Origin of the sequence: Microbacterium sp. K41 (assembly GCF_004794395.1) — a bacterium.
Taxonomy (GTDB): Bacteria; Actinomycetota; Actinomycetes; order Actinomycetales; family Microbacteriaceae; genus Microbacterium; species Microbacterium sufflavum.
Map to the genome: position 1 here is coordinate 1 of NZ_SSDO01000447.1, position 20,788 is coordinate 20,788.

General features: G+C 70.9%; 20 protein-coding genes and 1 tRNA gene. 3 read left to right on the forward strand and 18 right to left on the reverse strand.

Features of this window, described 5'->3' with window-relative positions:
* Positions 1–226 (forward strand): hypothetical protein (locus DW309_RS19720; RefSeq protein ID WP_168387286.1); only part of this gene is annotated, 226 nt, incomplete at its 5' end.
* A gap of 16 nt (positions 227–242) precedes the next feature.
* On the opposite strand, the gene trhO is transcribed toward DW309_RS19720, so the two are convergent.
* From trhO to mpaB, 12 genes are all read right to left on the reverse strand, one after another.
* The gene (trhO, locus tag DW309_RS14195; RefSeq protein ID WP_136045742.1) at positions 243–1,148 is read right to left on the reverse strand and encodes an oxygen-dependent tRNA uridine(34) hydroxylase TrhO; all 906 of its coding nucleotides are present in this window, start codon (positions 1,146–1,148) and stop codon (positions 243–245) included.
* A gap of 48 nt (positions 1,149–1,196) precedes the next feature.
* On the reverse strand, positions 1,197–1,958 hold the full coding sequence (locus tag DW309_RS14200) for a hypothetical protein (RefSeq protein ID WP_240753237.1): 762 nt from the start codon (positions 1,956–1,958) through the stop codon (positions 1,197–1,199).
* Positions 1,928–2,656 (reverse strand): ABC transporter permease, encoded by a 729-nt coding sequence (locus tag DW309_RS14205; protein ID WP_136045744.1) that lies wholly within the window; start codon positions 2,654–2,656, stop codon positions 1,928–1,930. The genes DW309_RS14200 and DW309_RS14205 overlap by 31 nt, the downstream gene beginning before the upstream one ends.
* The gene (locus DW309_RS14210; protein WP_136045745.1) at positions 2,653–3,375 is read right to left on the reverse strand and encodes an ATP-binding cassette domain-containing protein; all 723 of its coding nucleotides are present in this window, start codon (positions 3,373–3,375) and stop codon (positions 2,653–2,655) included. The genes DW309_RS14205 and DW309_RS14210 overlap by 4 nt, the downstream gene beginning before the upstream one ends.
* Positions 3,376–3,382: 7 nt before the next feature.
* Complete coding sequence (gene mpaP, locus DW309_RS14215; protein ID WP_136045746.1) at positions 3,383–4,981, reverse strand: daptide biosynthesis intramembrane metalloprotease; 1,599 nt, start codon at positions 4,979–4,981, stop codon at positions 3,383–3,385.
* A 58-nt stretch (positions 4,982–5,039) separates the two neighbouring features.
* Positions 5,040–5,867, reverse strand: a complete 828-nt coding sequence (mpaM, locus tag DW309_RS14220) for a daptide-type RiPP biosynthesis methyltransferase (RefSeq protein ID WP_136034218.1) — start codon at positions 5,865–5,867, stop codon at positions 5,040–5,042.
* A gap of 61 nt (positions 5,868–5,928) precedes the next feature.
* Positions 5,929–6,048: an MpaA3 family daptide-type RiPP gene (mpaA3, locus tag DW309_RS20195; protein ID WP_323131762.1), complete on the reverse strand. Its 120-nt coding sequence runs from the start codon at positions 6,046–6,048 to the stop codon at positions 5,929–5,931.
* 36 nt (positions 6,049–6,084) lie between these two features.
* Positions 6,085–6,210, reverse strand: coding sequence for an MpaA2 family daptide-type RiPP (mpaA2, locus tag DW309_RS20150; protein WP_275090548.1), 126 nt, complete (start codon positions 6,208–6,210; stop codon positions 6,085–6,087).
* Between the two features lie 38 nt (positions 6,211–6,248).
* Positions 6,249–6,383 carry an MpaA1 family daptide-type RiPP gene (mpaA1, locus tag DW309_RS20155; protein WP_275090549.1) on the reverse strand — a complete coding sequence of 45 codons (135 nt, stop codon included), beginning with the start codon at positions 6,381–6,383 and terminating at the stop codon, positions 6,249–6,251.
* Positions 6,367–7,506, reverse strand: a complete 1,140-nt coding sequence (gene mpaC / locus DW309_RS14225) for a daptide-type RiPP biosynthesis dehydogenase (protein WP_240753239.1) — start codon at positions 7,504–7,506, stop codon at positions 6,367–6,369. Before mpaC ends, mpaA1 begins: the two co-directional genes overlap by 17 nt.
* A 59-nt stretch (positions 7,507–7,565) precedes the next feature.
* Positions 7,566–8,825, reverse strand: coding sequence for a daptide-type RiPP biosynthesis aminotransferase (mpaD, locus tag DW309_RS14230; protein ID WP_136045748.1), 1,260 nt, complete (start codon positions 8,823–8,825; stop codon positions 7,566–7,568).
* Positions 8,822–9,853, reverse strand: a complete 1,032-nt coding sequence (gene mpaB, locus DW309_RS14235) for a daptide biosynthesis RiPP recognition protein (RefSeq protein WP_136045749.1) — start codon at positions 9,851–9,853, stop codon at positions 8,822–8,824. The genes mpaD and mpaB overlap by 4 nt, the downstream gene beginning before the upstream one ends.
* Positions 9,854–10,046: 193 nt before the next feature.
* On the opposite strand from mpaB, the gene DW309_RS14240 reads away from it, so the two are divergent.
* Positions 10,047–10,134: transfer RNA gene (locus DW309_RS14240), tRNA-Ser, on the forward strand.
* A gap of 167 nt (positions 10,135–10,301) precedes the next feature.
* Here the strand turns inward: DW309_RS14240 and DW309_RS14245 are convergent.
* From DW309_RS14245 to DW309_RS14265, 5 genes are all read right to left on the reverse strand, one after another.
* Positions 10,302–10,919 carry a GNAT family N-acetyltransferase gene (locus DW309_RS14245; protein ID WP_205812784.1) on the reverse strand — a complete coding sequence of 206 codons (618 nt, stop codon included), beginning with the start codon at positions 10,917–10,919 and terminating at the stop codon, positions 10,302–10,304.
* Between the two features lie 20 nt (positions 10,920–10,939).
* Positions 10,940–11,584 (reverse strand): phosphatase PAP2 family protein, encoded by a 645-nt coding sequence (locus DW309_RS14250; protein ID WP_206252914.1) that lies wholly within the window; start codon positions 11,582–11,584, stop codon positions 10,940–10,942.
* A gap of 30 nt (positions 11,585–11,614) precedes the next feature.
* Positions 11,615–12,985: a multidrug effflux MFS transporter gene (locus tag DW309_RS14255; protein WP_378802686.1), complete on the reverse strand. Its 1,371-nt coding sequence runs from the start codon at positions 12,983–12,985 to the stop codon at positions 11,615–11,617.
* A gap of 156 nt (positions 12,986–13,141) precedes the next feature.
* On the reverse strand, positions 13,142–14,293 hold the full coding sequence (locus DW309_RS14260) for a cystathionine gamma-synthase (RefSeq protein ID WP_136045750.1): 1,152 nt from the start codon (positions 14,291–14,293) through the stop codon (positions 13,142–13,144).
* A gap of 54 nt (positions 14,294–14,347) precedes the next feature.
* Entirely contained in the window at positions 14,348–15,724 is a 1,377-nt protein-coding gene (locus DW309_RS14265; RefSeq protein WP_136034207.1) for a cystathionine beta-synthase, read from the reverse strand.
* A 163-nt stretch (positions 15,725–15,887) separates the two neighbouring features.
* On the opposite strand from DW309_RS14265, the gene DW309_RS14270 reads away from it, so the two are divergent.
* Positions 15,888–16,886 (forward strand): glycerophosphodiester phosphodiesterase family protein, encoded by a 999-nt coding sequence (locus tag DW309_RS14270; protein WP_136045751.1) that lies wholly within the window; start codon positions 15,888–15,890, stop codon positions 16,884–16,886.
* Positions 16,887–17,014: 128 nt separating this feature from the next.
* Here DW309_RS14270 and DW309_RS20160 read toward each other — a convergent pair whose 3' ends face one another.
* Positions 17,015–20,662, reverse strand: a complete 3,648-nt coding sequence (locus tag DW309_RS20160; protein ID WP_136045752.1) for a fibrinogen-like YCDxxxxGGGW domain-containing protein — start codon at positions 20,660–20,662, stop codon at positions 17,015–17,017.
* Positions 20,663–20,788 lie beyond the last annotated feature (126 nt).

Below are 20,788 nucleotides of genomic sequence, written 5' to 3' on the forward strand. Positions count from 1 at the left end.
CGACCGTGGCGCGGACGCCGAAGCCCTGCAGCGCCTCACCACCGCGGTCGAGCGCGCCAACTACGCCCGCCCCGGCGCACAGGGGACCGACGATCTCGCGGAACCCCTGCGTGCGGTGCTGTCGAGCCTGCAGCACAGCGTGGACGGCCCGACCCGGGTGCGCGCGCGACTGCTGCCGCGGTCGCTGTACGCCCCGCGCGGAGCGGATGCGGCGCTGCTGGCCTGAGCGCGCCCGCGGGTGATCAGGACGCGGCGGCCTCGGCGGGGTGCGCGGCACAGCGCACGGTGTCGCAGTCGTCGCACACGACGAACTGCGCACGGCACGAGATGTCGGGGCAGTTCGCGGTGCGCTTGGTCGCGGCGCCGCAGCCCGCGCAGCGACCGATCACCCGGGCGTGATCGCTGAAGTCGACGGAACCGCGGCCGTCGAACACGTACAGCGAGCCGTCCCACAGTCCGTCGTCGCCGAACTTCTCGCCGTAACGCACGATGCCGCCCTCGAGCTGGTACACCTCGCCGAGCCCGCGGGCCGTCATCAGGCTCGACAGCACCTCGCAGCGGATGCCACCCGTGCAGTACGTCACGACGGGCTTGCCCTTCAGGTCGTCGTAGACCCCGGAGTCGAGCAGATCCACGAAGTCGCGCGTGGTCTCGGTGGCGGGCACGACCGCGCCGCGGAAGCGCCCGATCTGCGCCTCGAGCGCGTTGCGACCGTCGAAGAACACGACCTCCTCGCCGCGCTCGGCCACGAGCTCGTGCAGCTGTTCCGGGGTGAGTCGCGCTCCGCCGCCGACGACGCCGTGCTCGTCCACGCGCAACTCGCCGGGCGCCCCGAACGACACGATCTCGTCGCGCACCTTCACGCTCAGCTTCGGGAAGTCGAGGCTGCGGCCGTGCTCGTCCAGCCCTGTGCCCTCGCTCCACTTGAGGTCGACGTCGCGGAACGGCGCGTACGACCGGAACGAGCGCGCCCACTTCTTGAGTGCGGGGAGGTCGCCACCGAGGGTGCCGTTGATGCCGTCCTTCGAGATCAGCAGTCGTCCCCGCAGTCCCAGCGCCTCGCCGAGGTCGCGCTGCCACACCCGTATCGCCTCGGGATCGGCGAGCGGGGTGAAGGCGTAGAAGAGGACGATCTTGGGGGTTGCCACCCCGGAATCCTACGTCGCCGACCTGGCCGCGGCCGGGGTCAGAGGCGGTCACGTGACGTCGCGGCTCAGGAACGCGAGGCTCCCCCCGCCGACGGCCGCGAGCACCCAGCCCGCCGTTAGCCCGGCCGGGAGAAGGCCGTACAGCTGATCGCCCGTGGAGAGCCCGACGGCGGTCACGTCGAACCCGAGGGTCTGGAGGAACGCGAGCAGCGGAAGACTCGCGGCCCCGGCGCTCCAGAACAGCGCGACGAGCGTCGCGACCCCGAGCGACAGGGACGTGACGAAGAGCGCGACGAGGTGGGCCTGGACGATCATCCCGATCCCCACTCCCCACAGGCCGGCGAGGGCACCGAGCGCGAGAGTGGCGCCCACCGCCGCTGCGTCCAGGGGAATGCCGCCCATCGTGGCCCACAGCACGACGTGGCCGCCGAGGAGTGCGACGAGCGCGACGGCCGCTCCCCCGATCGCCGACGTCGGCAGCCGGACCAGAAGGACCGCCCACCGCGGCAACAGCATCAGACGCTGCGCGATGACGCCGTCGCGCCGATCGACCGTGTACCGGAACGAGCCGTAGACCGCCGCGAGAACGGCCGCGGAGGTCGCCAGGACGGTGTGGAGTGGCGCGGTGAGGGTGTCACGGACACCGGCAGGGGCATCCGCGAGCTCTGAGGGAATGCTCGCCGCGAGCGGGAGCGAGATCACGAGCGCCGCCACCGCCGCACCGAGCAGCACGAGGTCGCCGCCGACGTCGCGCGCCTGCGCACGCAGAGCCCGACCGATCACGCGACGGCCCGGCGTCCTCGCGCCCACGCGATCCCGACCAGACCGCCCGTCCACACGAGCGCGACGCCCAGCGCCGGAAGGAGGTCGAGCAACCGCCCCTGATACGCGGGGGCTCCGATCGCGGCGAGGACCAGGCCGGGCGAGTACCTCGCGACCTCCGGCGCCGTCCGCAGCAGCGCGAACTCCACGGTCAGCGGATAGGCGAGGAGGATCGCCGCCGTCACGTAGTAGTTCCGGGTGATCCAGCCGATCGCACCTCCGAGGAGAGCGCCGAGGACGGCGCCGACGAGCGCGCCTCCGTACATTCCCCAGGCGTCGTCGCCGAGGACGAAGGACTGCCCTTCCCGTGTCAGGAGGATCGCGGCGGCCGCCGTCCAGAGCACGCAGATGACGAGAGAGGTGCCGACGGCGACCAGCGCCCCCGCCACGAGCTTGCCCGCGAAGGCGCGCCGGAACCCCACGGCGACGAGGGTCCGGTCCATCGAGCCGTAGTAGTACTCGCGGGTGACGGTGTAGGCGCCCACGAACGCGGCCGAGAGGGCCGTCCAGGCGAGGGGCTGCAGAACCTGGAGTGTCGCGGCGGCGGGCTCGAGGCCCGCGAGGTCGAAGTGCGAGCCATCCGAGCAGAGCACGTACACCGGCAGCAGGACGGCGACCAGGAAGATCGCGAGCACGGAGAAGCCGCTCACCGAACGCAGCAGCTCGCTGCGAATCACCGCCGTCACGCCGACACCCCCTCGATCAATTCGAAGTACCTGCTCTCCAGCGACTCGGCGTCGCTCGTGACGAGATCCCGCAGCGGCCCCGCGAACAGGGCGCGACGCTTGAGCACTACCACCTCATCGACCACCTGTTCGAGCTCGGGAAGCTGATGGCTCGCGATCAGCACCGTACCGCCACGGTCGGCGAAGCGCCGCAAGAAGCCGCGAAGCCAACGAATGCCGTCCGGATCCAGCCCGTTCGCCGGCTCATCCAGGATCAGTGTCCGCGGCGAGCCGACGAGCGCGGTCGCCAAGCCCAGTCGCTGCGCCATCCCCGTCGAGTAGGTCTTGACGCGGCGGCGGGCGTCGGGCGCGAGTCCCACCTCGTCCAGCACCTCATCCACGCGCTGCGACGGAGCCCCCGGCGCCAGCCGGGCGATCTCCAGATGCCGTCGCCCCGTGATGCCCACCTCGAACCCGAACCCGTCCATGTGGACTCCGACGTGCGTCGCGGGGTTCTCCAGCGACGCGAACGGGCGGCCGTCGATGAGGCACTCCCCCTCCGTCGGTCGCAGCAGCCCGACGATCGCTCGGAGGGTGGTCGACTTACCCGCCCCGTTCGGGCCGAGCAGCCCGACGATCGACCCGCGCGGCACCCCGAATGAGAGCCCATCGACCGCCGCCCGATGGCCATATCTCTTGGTGAGCCCTCGGACCTCGATCGCCCGATCCTTCCTGTTCATCCTTCTCCTACCTTTCGTCCATGAGAGTCGACAACGGCTCGGTCACTCCCGCCGTCCAGAGCGCGTGCCACAGATCGGTCGTCCCCAGATGAGCACGCGCCTGCCCGGTGCCCGGCGGGGCTGGGTGGTCTGGGGATAACTCGACGACGCCGATACTCACCGCGGCGACGGAGACGTCGGGGGCGGACACCGGGACCAGCGCGTCCAACGGCACCGTCACCGGGGTCGGGGACCGGTGCACGACCGTCCCGGTGCCGATCACCGCGCTCCCGAGGATCCCGCTGGTCATCAGGTCGACGCGGGTGCCGTCGGGGATTCCGGAAGCGCGTCCTCCTCCGGCCTGCACGAGCGACATCCGGCCGTCATGCGTCCAGAAGCCGAGCGTGACCGTGCGTGGCACGGGGATCAGGGCACCGGCGATGACGACAGCGCCGGTCATCACGGCGAGCACGGTCGCGAATCGGACTCGGGACACTCCGGCCCGGAGCACGCGCACGAGCGCCCGAAGCACGATCGTCAGCCCGGTGATCGCCACGATGACCTCCAGAGCGAGCGTGAGGACGGAGAGCACCGGGCCGCCCGCGGTACCCGCCTTCGCCACCCGTGCAACAGCGAGGAACACCAACACGCACGGCGTGAACAGGCTCGCCAGACCGAACGGCACGCTCCACCACCGCGGCACTCGCTTCTCCGACCGCCCACCCCCGAAGAGGAGCCGGACCAGGCGGTCCGAGGCATCGCGGATCGTGCGTTCGCGCAGATTCGGCTCGTCGAGAGCACTCATGAGCGCGATGTATCCGTCGAAGCGCACGAAGGGGATGAGATTGATCAGGACGATGAGGACGCACGAGACACCCGCCAGCAGCACGGCCTGACGAAGCTCGGACGGCGGGAGCGCGAGAGCGGCGACCAGAGCGACTCCGGCGGCCACCACGTGCACGGCTGGTCCGGCGAGGGCGACCGACACGCGTTGCCCACGGTCGCGGAGACGCCAGCCGTCCGTCACATCGACGAAGAACGCGGGAGCGAGATAGAAGATCATGAAACCGGCCCGACGGGGCGTGCCGCCGAAGCCGGTGAGTGTGAGGCCGTGGGCCGTCTCGTGGAGCAGGGTGAGCAGCCCGAGCACGATGACGGTGCCGAGGAGGGCGGCCAGCGGCACCGGTGTCACGACGACCCGGACGACATCCGCCGCCTGAAGAAGGGCGGCAACAGCCCCGAGCCCGGCCATGACGACTGGGATCAGCATCACCCTCTTGGGAAGCGACGGGAGCAGACGGTGCAACCGTCGGAAGAGCTCGGGCGCACGCAGGGTCGCGACCTGCAGGGTGAGCGGGGCACGATACGACAGCCGCCCCGGCGGGATTCTTCCTGCGCCCTCCAGCAATCCGCTCGCTCGGAAGCGCTCGACGAGTCGAAGGAAGCTCTCCGAGGACTCGGACGGTGCGAAGCGGGTGCGGAGGACGTGGAGCGGTGTCTCGCCGTCCATCGCCTCCAGCAGATCGACGACGGAGCGCGAGACCCGCGACATCGGAACGCCGTGCACGGACGCGACCCACACCGCGTCCTCCCCGACACGTTCGAAGGAGACGTCTGCGGAGCGCACGGGACGGTCCTCGGCACCCAGCGGGGCGGTCCCGCGAAAGCGCTGCCGGTGGGGCGGCTCAGGCGACGGCATCGTCAGCCGCGATCGTCGTGGAGGAAACCGCGGACGTCGTCACCATCACGATCTCCGCACCCTGCGGAGACCGTACGGGAGAAACGTTCGGTTCCTCGAACCCGGCGTCCGCGATCTCACGGCAGATCTCATCCAGGCCGAGAACCTGCAGGCGGCTCGTGAACACCGTCACCCTTCCCCCCGGTACCAGATCGTCCGCGCGCAGCCAGTTCACGAGTCGGGCGGAGCCGTCGTCCTCGATCTGCTGGCTGAACAGATACCTCTCCGCGCCATCCGGCCCCGGGACCCAGATCTTCTCGGTCCTCGTCACGCGCAGTTCCGCTTCCGCGATGGCCCCCGCCAGCGTGAATGCGAAGAGACCGCCCGGAGCGAGGTGCCGCCGAACGGCGGCGTACAGCGCAGCGCGGTCTTCCCCGTTCAACAGGGTGAGAGAGGTGGCACCCAGGATGACCAGGCGGAAGCGTCGCGCGAGCGTGAAGTCGCGCATGTCCGCCACGACGCACTCCACGGCGGATTCCCCCGGGAGGACGTGCCGCACGAGGGCCAGCATGTCGGCCGACAGGTCGAGCGCGATCACGCGCCGGCCCGAGCGCACCAGAGGGATCGTGAGCCGTCCGCTTCCCGCCGCGAGGTCGAGGATCGGACCCTCGGTCTTCCGCGCGAGCGCGAGCACCTCCCGGATCTCGGCACGATCGGAGCCGACGAGCCGTTCGTAGAAGGTACTGCCCGCAGCCGCGTACAGGTCCTCCGGCACGGCGTGCGCGCCGACCGCGCGGAGCCGTGCGGCCACCGCCTCCGTGATCAGATCTGCCATTCGTCTTCGCCTTCCCGGTGTGAGCGGGCGCGGGCCCCCGCCTGCGGCCCGCACCCTTCTGTCAGGTGGCGATCGCCACCGCCCCGCCGATGATGGCGATGATGTAGCTGGCGTGCTCCCACCACTCCATCGGTGTGTCGAGTTGCTCGAGCTCCACGAACTCGATCGATGCCTTCTGCACTGTGCACCTCCTTGGGCACTCGTCCGAGTGCGTCTCCTACGTCAGAGCGAGGATCCCGATGATCACTCCGACGGCGAAACCCCGCATGAAGTCATCGCCGTCGTTGAGCGCGTCCATGGCCTCGAGTTCTGTGAACTCGAGCGTCGGCGTCGCAGCGTGCATGCTCACCTCCCTTCGCTCTCTCCCGCCGTCAAGTCAGATCACGTGGCCATCGCCGCGCCCGCACCGATGAGGATCAGAGCACCGATGACGCCCTTGTAGAAGCTGTCCCAGCTCGGGGCCTCCATGGGATCCAGCTCTTCGAATCGGATGCACGTGTCACTGCGTGGTTCCATCTCGTTCACCTCCTTCCTTCGTCGATCGTCCGGCTTTCGCCGCTGCGTTTCGGAGGCTCCATCTGCCGTCGCCCAGCACAGCGCGGAGGTCTCCCGCGTCGAGCCCGTGGAGCATCGGCCGACGCCCGCCCCACGACTGCTCGGCGGCCTCGGCGATGCTGTGCAGGAGCGCTGCGGCCGGCCGGGGCGGACTCGGAATCCGCCACCGCTCGAGCAGCGCGTCGATGCCGTCCGCCGGGTCGAGGGGAAGGGCCACCGCGTGAGCGACACGCGCCCAGAAGTCCGCGAGACTCTCCCGGTCACCCCAGCGAGCGTCGCCCGCTCCGATTCGGCGCCAGACCGCGCCGATGACCGCCGCCGTCGCGACCATCTTGCGCACGCCCAGGTGAGAGGAAACCTCGTTCGCCAGATACCAGTGCCGCGCGCTGAAGGGATCGCCTCCACGCAGCGCCGCGCTGCGCTGCGTGGCTCCGCTCAGACGCGCGAGGCGCTGTCTCCCCGAGGGCGATCCGGCGTCGTGCGCCGCGGTCTCGAGCAGGGCCCTTCCGAGAGCGACGGCGTCGCTGTCGGCCCTCGGGCTTCGTTGGACGCTGGTCGCCGCACCCGCGATGCGCAAGAACGCCTCCAGCGCTCCCTCGCGCACCGCACCCGGGCTGAGGGTGGAGAAGTTCCACGGGTCGACCAGGGCGTGGCGGGGGCGGAGGGCGCGGCCGACGATCAGTCGAGAGCCCCGTTCGTTCGTGAGGATGCCGACGCCGTTCGTCTCCGACGAGGTTCCCAGCGTCGTCGGCACGGCCACGAGGTCGACGGGCGGGAGTGCGTCGGGCAGGACGGTGAGCGCGGACAGCCGCGCGTGCCCGATGGCGTAGTCGAGGAGATGACCCCGGGCCAGCGCGAGCGCGGCGATCTTGCCCGCGTCGAGGATGCTTCCACCTCCGACGGCCACCACCACCTCCGGCGGGCGGTCCATCATCTCGCGAGCGATCGCGAGGACCGCTCTGACATCGGCGCGCCCGGTGTCGAGTGTCCGCGTGCGCACCGAGCGTCCGGTGGGAAGCGGGAGCACCGCGGCCGGATCTGCGATGACGAGCGCCTCACGCCCTGCCGTCAGCTGACGCGTCATCCGACGGGCGATCCCCGGTCCGTGCCAGAGAGTCGGAACGCGACCCGCGAATCCGCTGGTCATGAGAGCGCCCCACGTGCCTCGGCGAGGCCGGCGCGGACGGCGGTGTCGACCTCTCGCAGCTCCGGCGCGCCGAAACCGTACGCCGGGATCAGCTCGATCGCACTCGGCCCCGGATGCACGACGACACCGTGATCGGCGATCGCGGAGACGACCCGCAGGACGGCGGCTCCGGAGAGCTCCTGACCGTGCTCGTCACGAAGGGCAAGCCCGACGAAACACCCGCGACCGGTGCTGTCGGCGATCAGCTGCTCCGTCTTCCACGACCGCACCAGGTTCTGCAGTTCGACGGCCAGCGCCTGTGTCGCCGACTCCACGTCGATACGACGCAGCTCATCGATCACGGCGAGGATCGCTGCCGCGCACATCGGGGTCCCCGCTTGCGTCTCCCCGTGCACGAACGTCCATCCGCCGTCTGTGAATGCGACGGCGATCTCTTGCCCCACCAGGAGTGCGGCGGCCCCCATCGCGCCGTTGGTCAACGCTTTCGACAGGATGAGCACGTCGGGTGCGGCGGGCCAGGTGTCGGTCGCGAACATCGTGCCCGTGCGGCCGAAACCCGTCGCGACCTCGTCGGCGACGACGAGGAAGCCGTACTCCTCGCGCAGGGCGAGAAGGCGATCGACGAACGCGTCGGAGAGCGCGTGCGCGCCGCTGCCCAGGATCGGTTCCACGACGACCGAGGCCACCCGCGAGCCCTCCCGTGCCATCAGGGTCGCCAGCTCCTCACCGTCGTCGTGCGCCGACACGTGCCGCACGGAGCGGCGGTCGACGGCGTACACGGACTGCAGGAGATCGTCACCGCTCAGGGCGTGACTGCCGTACATCGTGCCGTGATAGCTGCCGCGGAGGCCGACGCTGATCGTCCGGTCCCGGCGCCCCTTCTGCGCCCAGTACTGGCGGACGAGTTTCATGGCTGCGTCGTTCGCCGCCCCGCCGGAGGTGGAGAAGATCACGCGGCGGTAGCGGAGCGAGCCGGCGAGGTCGATGAGAGCGTCCGCAGCGTGTTCGGCGTAGCGATGCGGAGCCCGGAAGAGGGAGAGATACGAGGCGTCGCGGCTCGCCCGACTCACGGCTTCGGCCACGGCAGGGTTGCCGAAGCCCAGCGGGACGTTCCACAGCCCGCTCGTCGCACAGAGCCGCGTCGAGCCGTCCGCGAAGGCAATCCGATGACCCGCGGCTCCGACCGCGACCCGGTCCGGCGCGAAGGTCGTGTCCGCCGGCAGCATCGAGGTCCAGAGGGCGTGCGGCGCGCTCACCGCACGGCTCCTGTCGTCGAGGACGAGTCGACGGCTCGCCGCCCGCAGTGCACGCCGAGCGCATCGATCGCTTCGAGGCAGAGCGAGAGCGCCTGGGACTTCGGCACCTCGAGCTGTCGCGCCACGCGCGCGGCCGCACTCTCCGTATCGCTGGACGTCTGCGTGACCGCCACGACCCTGGCCGTGTCGGGGGACAGCAGCTGCCGGCGCCGCGTCGTGAGATCCGCGAGCAGAAACCCGTCCCCCGTCTCGAGGAGAAGCGGATCGGCGGTCCGGGGTTCGGCATCGCAGAGCCCGTCGTCGAAGGGCGTCCAGCCGAAGCCCGCGATCGCCGCGTCGGTGCTCGCGAGGGAGAGGGTTCTCATCAGCTCCAGTGCCGTGAGGTATCGCCCGACCCAGCCCCGCGTGCGGAGGTCGTCGAGCACCCTGTCTCGGGGCATGACTCCGCCCACCAGGGCGGCCCCCGGCAGCGCTGCAGCGAGAAGAGACGGCAGCTCGGTGACCGCACCGACCACCTCGCCCTGCATGCCCGCCGAGACCCGCCCGTCGCTGCGGACGCGGACGGCACTCGGACGCATCAGCGCTACGGGAGAAGCGAGCGCGACGCGGTCCGCGAGGAGCACGCGGGCATCGAGCAGGGCGGCGGGAAACACGCCGGTGCGTCGAGCGAGCTCCGCATCGTCGAGGAATGCCCGCCAGCTCGTCTCATCGGAGAATCCGACGACGATCGGTCCCACGATCTGTACGAAGGCCGCCGCGATGTAGTCCTGGCGCTCGACGCCGTGCGGGCCGAGGAACAGCTCATCGCCGATGTCGTCCCACCCACCCCCGTAGCGGATGACCTCGGCGTGGGTCTCGCACGGCTCACTCCCATCCGGCAGGAAGACCGCGTCGCGGCCTTCGGCGGCCGCCAGGACCTGGCGGGCGGGGGCGTTTCGATCCACGAAGAACACCCGCGAGTAATGATGGCGCTCACCGGTTATCCACTCGCGCAGAGCGCGCGCACCGAAGATCTCATCGCCCGACATCAGGGCGTCCCTCTTTCTTGCGCTCGCATGATTCCCCCGGGGTGCGACCTCCCCAGTGTCGGTCGCGTCCTCACTTGAGGTTATACAGCACCCTCGTGAGGTGCAATATTACACATCTGCCTCTTCGGATGACGTCCCCGGGCCCGGTCACGCGCACCACATCGCATCGGATAGGATGGACAGGTTGTTCCCTGGTGACGTGTCCGAGCGGCCGAAGGAGCACGCTTGGAAAGCGTGTGTTGTGCAAGCAACCGCGGGTTCGAATCCCGCCGTCACCGCCAGAAAGCCAGAAGGGTCTCCGCGCCAGCGGGGGCCCTTCTGGCTTTCTCCCGAGCATCGTGGGATTCGGGGAGGAGTGAGCGCAGCGAGCACCGGAGTCCCGCCGTCACCGCCAGAAACGAGAAGGCCCCCGCCGTTGCGGGGGCCTTCGTCGTCGGATGGGGAGGCGTCAGCGCGCCCCGGCCTCGTCATCGAAGCGCACGCCGTAGGTGATGCCGCCGGGGGTCTCCGCGAGACGGGTCATGCCGAGCCGGTCGTAGAACGCCGCCGCACCCGCGTTGGCCGGATCCATGCCCAGGTGCAGGGCGGGCACACCGCGGCGGCGGAGCTCGTCGAACAGCGTCTCCACCAGGCGCCGCCCCATCCCCTGCCCCTGCGTCTCGGGCAGCAGGTCGATGTGCAGGTGGGCCGGGTACGCGGCGGCGTGCGGCTCGGCGCCGGGCTCGCGCGTGTAGGCGTAGTCGATCAGGCGGCTCTCGCGTCCGTCCACGGCCTCGGGGCGCGGGTAGCGCTCGCGGAACGGAGGCCACCACACGTCGCGGAACCAGGCGTAGAACGCGTCGGTGTCGTCGGTCGCGACGAGGTAGCCGATCGCCCGGCCGTCGTCTCCCTCCACGACCCACGCGAGGTCGGGGTGGCGCTCCACGTACGGCACGGCGAACAGCGCGCCCCACAGGTCGTCGTCCGACAGGATGCCGGTGGCGTCACCGCCGGCATCGGCGGTCTTGAGACAGATCTCGTACATCGCGGCACGGTCGGTGGGCCGGTAGGGGCGGATACGCGCCACGGAGCACTCCTCGGGTCGGGTCAGGTCTGGCTCAGCCTATCGGCGCGGGCCGCACGGTCCGCCACGTCGGCGCGCACCCACGGCAGCAGCCAGGCGGCGAGCGCCAGCACCACACCCGCACCGACGAGAGCGCCGCCGAGCGTGTCCGTCGCCCAGTGCACCGACAGGAACGTGCGCGACAGCGCCATCGCCAGCACCCAGACCGCTCCGGCGATCGCCGTCCAGACGCGGGGGAAGAGGACCCAGACGACCACCGCGATGGTCGCGGCGTTCGCGGTGTGCCCGGACGGGAAGGAGCCGTAGTCGCTCACCACGAGCATGTCGTCGGGACGAGCGCGCCCGAAGATGTTCTTCAGCAGCTGCACCGCTCCGGCACTCGCGAGGAAGCAGATCGCTGCGAACAGCGCCCCTCGCCAGCGCCGCAGCAGCAGGAGGATCAGGATCGCCAGGAGCGGGACCCCGAGGATGGCGACCCAGCCGCCGCCGATCCAGTTCAGCACCAGGGCGAAGTCGAGCATCCAGTCGGCACGGATGCGCACGATCGTCTCGTTCCACCACCGGTCGAACCCGAAGGTCTGCGGGGAGGTGAGCACGACGACCGCGCCCAGTGCGGTGGCCAGGAGCAGGCAGGCGACGCCCCACCAGAGCAGCATCCGTCGATTCATCGTCCTATTCTGACCGATGCTCGGGCGACCTCAGGGCGTCAGCATGCCGACGGTGCGCGGGCGCACCACGAACCACAGGGCGAGGATGCCCACCGCGGCGCAGCCCACCATGACCGAGGCCATGGTGGTCGCGGTGATCCCCGCGTCCTGCGAGATCCAGCCCACCAGCGGCGAGATGAGCCCCGCGACGCCGAAGTTCGTCGCGCCGATGATCGACGCGGCGGTGCCTGCGGCCTTGCCGTGACGGTCGAGCGCGAGCACCTGCACGTTCGGGAACGTGAAGCCGCAGGCGGTCATGAACACGAACAGCGGGATCACGGTCCCCCACAGGCCGAGGCCGAGCTGGTCGGTGATGACGATGGCGGAGGCGGCAAGCAGCAGCACCGCAGTGGAGTACGCCATGACCCACTGCGGCCCGAAGCGCGCGGCGAGGCGCGACGCGGTCTGCACGCCGATCACGACGCCGAGGGAGTTCACCGCGAACAGCAGCCCGTACTGCTGCGGGTCGAGCCCGTGCGTCACCTGGAACAGGAACGGCGACGCCGACAGGTACGAGAACAGGCCGGAGAACGTCATGCCGCCGATCACGAGCACCCCGAGGAACACCCGGTCGGTCAGCACGGACCGGTACCGCTCGCGCATGGTCGCGCCACCGGGGTCCTTGCGTCGCGCGACCGGGAGGGTCTCCCGGATGAACAGCACCGTCGACACGAGCATCACCACGCCGTAGGCCGCGAGCACGCCGAAGATCCCGCGCCAGGGCATGAGCGTCAGCAGCCACGAGCCGATCAGCGGGGCGATCACGGGTGCCACGCCGGACACGAGCGCGAGCCGCGAGAGCATCACCACCAGGCGTCGCCCGCCGAACAGGTCGCGCACCACGGCCATCGCGACCACGCCGCCCGCCGCGGCGCCGATGCCCATCAGCACCCGGGCAGCACCGAGCAGCGGCAGGTCGGGGGCGAACGCGGCACCGAGGCTGGCCAGCACGTGCAGCGCGGTCACGGCGATGAGCGGAGTGCGGCGGCCGATCTTGTCGCTGAGCGGTCCGACGATGAGCTGACCGAGCGCGAAGCCGATCATGGTGCCGGTCAGGGTGAGCTGGATCGCGGCGGCCGTGGTCTGGAAGTCCTCCTCCAGCACGGGGAACGCGGGCAGGTAGAGGTCGATCGTGAACGGCCCGAGGGCCGTGAGGGCTCCGAGCAGGATGATCGTGAGCGTGCGACGTCCGAGCGGGATCGCGTCGCCCGGGTGCAGCATGATCGGCGCGGTGGCCGGGTTCGATCCGAGCGTGCGGATGGCGCCGGTGGGCGACGAGGTGCGGATGCTGCCGGTCGCGGTGCGTTCGGGCGCGGGCCCGGGGGTGGTCGGAGTGCTGTCGGTGCGAGGGGCGTCGGACACGAGGTCCTTCCAGAATCGGCGGAGCGTGGTCGAATCGATTCGGCCAGGGGAACCCTTCATGCTACCGTCGCCGCCTCGTCCAGCGGGACGGCGAACGCACCCCCGGAGCGCTCCGGGGGTGCGTCGTCGATCCCGTACGGGGAGTGCTGAGGCCGGTCAGCCGAGGCGCGCGAGGCCCTCCTCGAGATCCGCGATCAGATCCGTGACGTCCTCGATGCCGACCGACAGCCGCACCACGTTCTCGGGCACCGCGAGCTCGGTCCCGCGCACCGAGGCGTGCGTCATCTCCGGCGGGTAGCCGATCAGCGACTCGACCCCGCCGAGCGACTCGGCCAGCTGGAACACGCTCGTGCTCTCCGCGAACGACCGCGCCGCCTCGGCACCGGCCGCGAGCCCGAGCGACAGCATGCCGCCGAAGCCGCTCATCTGCCGCGTCGCCGCCGCGTGACCCGGGTGCGACGACAGGCCGGGGTAGTACACCTCGGCGAACTCCGGTCGCGCGGCCGCCCACTCCGCGATCGCCTGGGCGTTCTCGGAGTGCTGCCGCATGCGCACCGCGAGGGTCTTGATGCCGCGGGTGGTGAGCCAGGCGTCCAGCGGCGCCGAGACCGCACCCACCGCGAACTGCTGGAACTTGACCGGCTCCACGAAGCGGTCGTCGCCGAACACCACGGCCCCGCCGAGCACATCGGAGTGCCCGCCGAGGTACTTCGTGGTGGAGTGCACGACCAGGTCGGCGCCGAGCGCCAGCGGCTGCTGCAGCGCGGGCGACGCGAACGTGTTGTCCACCACCACGAGCACCCCGGCCGCGTGGGCGATCTCGACGATCAGCGCGATGTCGACCACCTTCAGCAGCGGGTTGCTCGGCGTCTCCAGCCAGACGATCCGCGTCTCGGGGCGGATCGCCGCCCGGAGGGCATCCGGGTCGGACAGCTCGGCGGTCGTGGTGACGATGCCCCACGGCGCCAGCACCTTCGTCAGCAGACGGTAGGTGCCGCCGTAGACGTCGTTGCCGAGCAGCACGTGGTCGCCCGGCTTCAGGATGCCGCGCAGCAGCGCATCCTCCGCGGCGAGCCCCGACGCGAACGACAGCGCGCTCACGCCGCCCTCCAGAGCCGCGAGCTGCGTCTCCAGCGACGACCGCGTCGGGTTGCCCGCGCGGTTGTACTCGTAGCCGTCGCGGAAGCCGCCGATGCCGTCCTGCACGTGGGTCGAGGACTGATAGATCGGCGGGATGATCGCCCCGGTGGTCGGGTCGGGCGCTTGGCCCGCGTGGATGGCTCGGGTGGCGAAGGCGTGCTCGGACATGTCCTCAGCCTACGACCGGGCTTCGCGCGCCGACGGCCCCTGTTACGCCCCGCGTCAGCGCGACAGGTACGCCAGCAGGTCCTGCCGGGTGAGCACCGTGTGCGGCTTGCCGTCTTCCGTCACCAGCAGCGCGTCGGCCTCGGCGAGGGCCGCCCTGGCCTGCGCCACCGGCGCGTGGATGCCGACCAGCGGCAGCCGCTCCCCCACGTGCGCACCGACCGCATCGCTGGGCTCGGCGTCGCCGCGGAACAGCAGGTCGAGCAGGCCCTTCTCGTCGACGGTGCCCACGACCTCGCCCATCATCACGGGCGGCTCGGCGCTCAGCACGACGAGCTGCGACACGTCGTACTCCGTCATCATGCGGATCGCCTCCAGCACGGTGTCGGTGGGATGCGCGTGGACGAGGTCGGGCAGCCCGTGTCCCGTCCGCGACGGGCGGGCGGCCAGCACGTCCGCGACGGTCTCGCCCTCCTCCACTTCGCTGAAGCCGTACGAGCGCATCCAGCCGTCGTTGAAGATCTTTCCGAGGTAGCCGCGCCCCCCGTCGGGCAGCAGCACGACCATCACCGCCTCCGCGGGCAGGTCGCGGGCCACCCGCAGGGCGCCGACCACGGCCATGCCGCTCGACCCGCCGACGAGGATGCCCTCCTCGCGCGCCAGCCGTCGCGTCATCGCGAAGGCCTCGGCGTCGCTCACGGCCACGATCTCGTGCGGCACGGAGGGATCGTAGGCGCCGGGCCAGATGTCCTCCCCCACGCCTTCGACCAGGTACGGCCGCCCGGTGCCTCCGCTGTAGACGCTGCCCTCGGGGTCGACGCCGACGATGCGCACGCGGCCGTCCGACACCTCGCGCAGGTAGCGGCCCGTGCCCGTGATGGTGCCGCCCGTGCCCACTCCGGCGACGAAGTGCGTGACCGCGCCCTCGGTGTCGCGCCAGATCTCCGGCCCGGTCGTCTCGTAGTGGCTGCGCGGACCGTTCGGGTTCTCGTACTGGTTCGGCTTGAACGCCCCGGGGATCTCCCGCGCCAGCCGGTCGCTGACGCTGTAGTACGACTCGGGGCTGTCGGCGGCGACCGAGGTGGGCGTGACCACGACCTCGGCCCCGTAGGCGCGGAGCACGTCGATCTTGTCCTCGCCGACCTTGTCCGGCACGACGAACACGCACCGGTAGCCGCGCTGCTGGGCGACCAGGGCGAGGCCCACCCCGGTGTTGCCGCTGGTGGGCTCGACGATCGTGCCGCCGGGGGCGAGGTCGCCGTTGGCCTCGGCCGCGTCGATGATCCGGGTCGCGATGCGGTCCTTTGCCGACCCGCCGGGGTTGAGGTACTCGAGCTTGACGAGCACCGTGCACGCGATGCCCTCCGTGACGCGCTGGAGCTTCACGAGGGGCGTGTCGCCGACCAGGTCGACGATCGATTCTGCGTAGGCCATGAGCCCAGAATACGGCGGCACCACGGCGCCCACGCGGGTGTGACGACGCCGACGAGCTGCCCGTCGTGGCGGGTATACCGGGTGATCGCCGCTGCGATGCTAGCCTGCCCGCGCGGCGGGGAGTCCATCGGAAGCGGCGGGGACCCCGTGAAGGAGCACCACCATGTCCATCCGACCATCGAGCCCCTGGATCCGCGCCGCCGCCGCCCTGGCCCTCGGCTGCCTCCTGCCGCTCGCCGCGGCCACCGGCGAACAGGCTCTCGCCGCGAGCGGCTCCCCCGCGCGACCGGCCACCCGAGACGCCGGCGCCTCCCCCGACCGTCAACGCCACGAGCCGCTCATCATCGCCCATCGCGCGGGCACGGCCGACTACCCCGAGAACACCCTGGAGGGCATCCGCGGCTCGCTCGACGACGGCGCCGACGGACTCTGGCTCACGGTGCAGCTGTCGAAGGACGGCGTGCCGGTGCTGTACCGCCCGGTCGACCTCGCCGCGAACACCGACGGCACCGGCACGGTCGCGGAGCACACCGCCGACGAGCTGACCGGGTTGAACGCCGGCTGGAACTTCCACCCCCGCGGCAGCACCGACACGCCCTACCGCTCGGGTGCGGCACTGCTGCCCACCCTCCGCCGGGCGCTGGCCGAGGTGCCGGCGGATCGACTGCTGTTCCTCGACCTCAAGCAGGCGAACCCGGAGCCGCTCGTGCAGGCCGTGCTCGCGGTGCTGCGCGAGACCCACCGCACGGCGAACACGGTCGTGTACTCCACCGACGCGGTAGCGAGCGGCGCGGCCAGGACGGCCGGAGACGTGCAGGTCGCCGAGGACCGCGACCTCACGCGCGAGCGGCTGCTCGAGATCGCCCTGGCCCACCACTGCGACGCGCCTCCGGCCGCGGGGACGTGGATGGCGTTCGAGGACCGGCGGACGGTCGCCGTGAGCGAGACGTTCACCTCGGGCACCGCGACGACCGAGGTGGAGGTGACGCCGTGGGACCGCGAGTCGGTCGCGTGTCTCGACCCGAAGGACCGCGTGAACCTGATGGTGATCGGCGTGACGGACGCGGAGCGGTACCGCGAGCTCGGTCGCCTGGGCATCGACGCCGTGCTGGTCGACTCTCCCCGCGACGCGGTGGCGTGGCGAGACGGCCGCTCCCGCTGAACCGGCACGGGTATGACCGAAGGGGCCGGGCACCTGGTGGTGTCCGGCCCCTCCGCGTGCCCCCTCGGCTTCGGCTTCTGTTCCTCCTCACGACCGCGGCGGGTGCCGCGGCGCGTGTCCGTGGCGGGTTATCGCGGCATGGTGAGGGCGGCGTCGAAGGTGAGGTCGGGTGTGCCGCGGTAGTTGGCGTGGACCGACGCGGCCAGCACGTTGGTCCCCTCCTTCACCAGCGTCGCCGGAACCTGGAACGTCACCCGCGCCCCCGCCGCCTTCGTCGCCCGCGGCGCCGCCGTCGCATACGTGTTCTGCGTGATCGACCCGGCGGGCAGATTCGCCCGCCCCAGCTCCACCCCGTTCAGATACAGCACCACCCCGTCATCGGCGATCACCGACACCGTCCCGTCCTTCACCGACGCCGCATCCGACACCGTGAACGACGTCCGGAACTGCGCACTCAACGGCTTCGTGGCCAGGTTCGACGGATCGATGTTCGTCGCCACCGTCGCCCCCCGCCCCAGCACGCCCTTCCCGACCGCCCACGACGACGCATCAAACCCGACCGCGTTCCAGTCGCCCGGCAACGCATCACCGGAGTACCGCCACGACCAGGCCGACCCGTTCGGCACCGACACCGCCGGGCCCACCGGAACCGCAGCCGTCGTCGTCGCCTGCACCGTCGCCGGAGTCGACGCCACCCCCGCAGCCGACACCGCCGTCACCGTATACGTATACGCCGTCGACGCCGTCAGCCCGGTATCCGTGAACGTCGTCGCCGGAGCCGTCACCGTCCCCACCTTCACCCCGTTCCGCGACACCACATACGACGCCGCCGCCGTCGAACCCGCCGGAGCCGACCACCCCAACACCACCGACGTCTGCGCCGGCGTCGCCACCAGACCCGTCACCGCGGCCGGAGGCGCGGCCCGCTCGCCCGTGAACGCCAGGTCGAACCCGAGATCCGCGGTCGTGCGGTAGTTCGCGTGCACCGACACCGCCAGCACGTTGGTGCCCTCCGTCAGTGCGCCGGCCGGAACGGTGAACACCGCGCGCGTGCCCGCCGCCGACGACTGCGCCACCGCCGCCGTCGCGTACGTGTTCTGCGTGACCGCGCCGGCCGGCATCCGCACCCGCCCCAGCTCACGGCCGTTCAGGTACACCACCGCGCCGTCGTTCGCGATGAGAGAGACCTTCGCATTCGTCACGCTCGCCGCACTGGTCACCGTGAACGTCTTGCGGAACTGCGCGCTCAACGGCTTGGTCGCCAGGTTCGAGGGATCGATGTTCGTCGCCGCCCCCGACACGCCCCGCCCGAACAGCGCCTTCCCGACCGGCCACGACGACGCGTCGAACGTGGTCGCGTTCCACGTGGCCGGCAGCGCGTCCGACGAGTACCGCCACGACCACGAGTCCCCGTTGCCCACGAACGTCAGCGCGTTCGCCGGGGCCGGAGCGACCGTGAACGCCGCCGTCGACGCCGACCGGTTGCCCACCGCATCCCGCGCCCGCACGAAGTAGTTCGCGGCGGTCGAGGTCACCGGCACGGTGTACGAGGCCGAGGTCGTGGAGGCGATCACTCGGTTGCCCTGCAGCACCTCGTACGTCACACCCGAACCCGCATCCGTCGACGCGCCCCACGTCAGCGTCGCCGTCTTCCCGTCTGCCGATGGGGTCGACGACACCGCCCCCGGGGTCGTCGGCGCCACCGCATCCCGCGGCGCGAAGCGGATGAACCCGCCCGACCACTGCTCCGCACCACCCGGAAGCTGCGACCGGTTGAAGTCGCCACCCACCCACAGGGTGCCGGTGCTGTCGAAGAACGTCCCCCACGCGCCGTACCCCTCGCGCGCCTCCAGCGTCGGTGACCAGTCCGGGATGTACTTCCCGGTTTTCGGGTCCCAGGCGCCGACCAGGTTGATCTTGTCCGCTTCGTCGAAGCCGCCGACGAGAGTGTTGCTGAACGCGTCATCATAGACATAGTCGCCACAGTGACAGCCACCGATCACGACGGAGCCGTTCGTCTCCACGGTCTGCAGGTCACCGCCGACGAGGGGCACGGAACCGCTGAGCAACTCGAAGCTGTTCCGGTCGTAGGAGAACATCGAGTGCTGCGAGCCCCCGAGCCAGACTCGACCATCCACCTCGACCACTCCCAGCTGCCACACCTGGTTGATGTAGTTGCCGTCGTCGTCCTTGCGGTTGTCGCTGAAGGTCGGCACCCACGGCGTCGGCACGAGGGGCGCGCCCGCGACCGTCTGCAACGCCGCCGCGCTCGGGGTGGAACTGGTGTCCTTCATCAAAAAGTAGCCGGAGTAGTACGCGCGGTCGCCGGCGTCGTTCGCGTCGACCGATGCCGCCGTGCCGTTCAGATTCGCGTTCCAGTTCGTGTCCGGCTTGCCGGTGGACAGGATGATGCGACCGCCATTCCAGGCGCTCGCGCTCGTCGTCGACCCGACCGCCGTCAAATGGGTGAAGGAGCCGGCGACGTAGAGGTCGTCGCCGCGCAGGTCTAGGTCGCGCACGAAGGGCAGGCCCCCGGTCGTCCGGTGCTCCGCTTTCACCTGCCACCCTGACAGCTGCCCCGTGTGCGGATCGAGAAAAGCCAGAGCCGGTTGCGCTGTGCCGTTCACGGTGGTGAATTGCCCGCCGATCGCGATGCGGCCGTCCGGGAGCGCCTGGATGGACTTGACCTGCCCGTCGAGCTTCGGGCGGAAGGAGGACACCCAGCCACCGGTCTTCACGTCGAACGCCGCGAGATACGGCTGCTCGACCTGTCCGGCACCGTCGCGGCTCTGCTGGACGTGGAGGAAGTTGCCCCCGACGAACACCGCGCCCGCGGCCTCGCCGAAGTCGGATACCTCGATGTTCGCCTCGCCGGTGCGCCCGTTCGCCAGCCCCGACACACCCCACGAGCTCTTCACAGCGGCGGAGTTCGGGATCTCGGGAAGCGTCTGAGGCGCGGACGTCGTGTCGGGCGCGGTGGCGAAGTCCAGCTCGGCGAGCCGGAGCTGCGGCCGCAGGAACACCTGGGCGAAGGGCGTGGCATAGCCCTGATCGGGCGGGCCCCAGAGGTACGACGAGTCGTCTGTCGTACCCTGGACGGTCCATCCGTAGGCCCAGCCCATGCGGTACCCGTGCGTCGCGCGCTGCGAGAAGACGATATTGTCCAGACCCCCGCGGCTCGTGACGTTGGTGCTCAGACCTCCGGTGCCGCTGGAACTCACCCCGCCCGCGGCGTCAACGAAGCTCCACGCCGCTACGGAGTGCTTGGCGCCGAAGGTCCACTCCCAGCGGTCGCTCTTCGCGAGCGAGAACCGCACCTCCTGCCAGGCACTGCCGGCGGCGTTGGTCGCGCGCCGCACGCGGATCCCGTCGGGCAGAGCATCGGGGCGGCCGTTGTTCAGCAGGCCGTCGACGGTCTTGGCGGGCAGCTCGGCCGGAGCGAACGCGGCCGTTCCCGTGGGCGTGTTCGCCACCTGCTCCGGCGTGCCGAGACCGTTGTAGCTCTCCTTCCACGCCTCCCGACCCCGACCGACGAGCACCCACCCGCCGCCGTCGGTCGTCTGGTCGCAGTAGAACTGCTGCGGGTAGACCAGGCCTGGCGTCACCAGCCAGTACACGCCGTCCGCCGCCGCCGGGTTGTTCTGCTTGATCTCCCAGCACGACGCCGCCGCCGTCTCCTGCGTGCGCCCGTCCGGGCCCGAGGCGACCACCGCCGACGCCGCGCCCGGCGTGAGCAGGGCGCCCACCACTGCGAGGGCTGCGATGGCAGCCCCCATGACCGCGCGGCCTCCCCAGGCGCGCGCGCGATTCCCCACGATGTTCATCTGTTGTTGTGTCTTTCTGGCTTCCGACATCAGCTCTCGCTGCGGACGCGCCGCCGCGGCACACTCCTGCCACGGCGA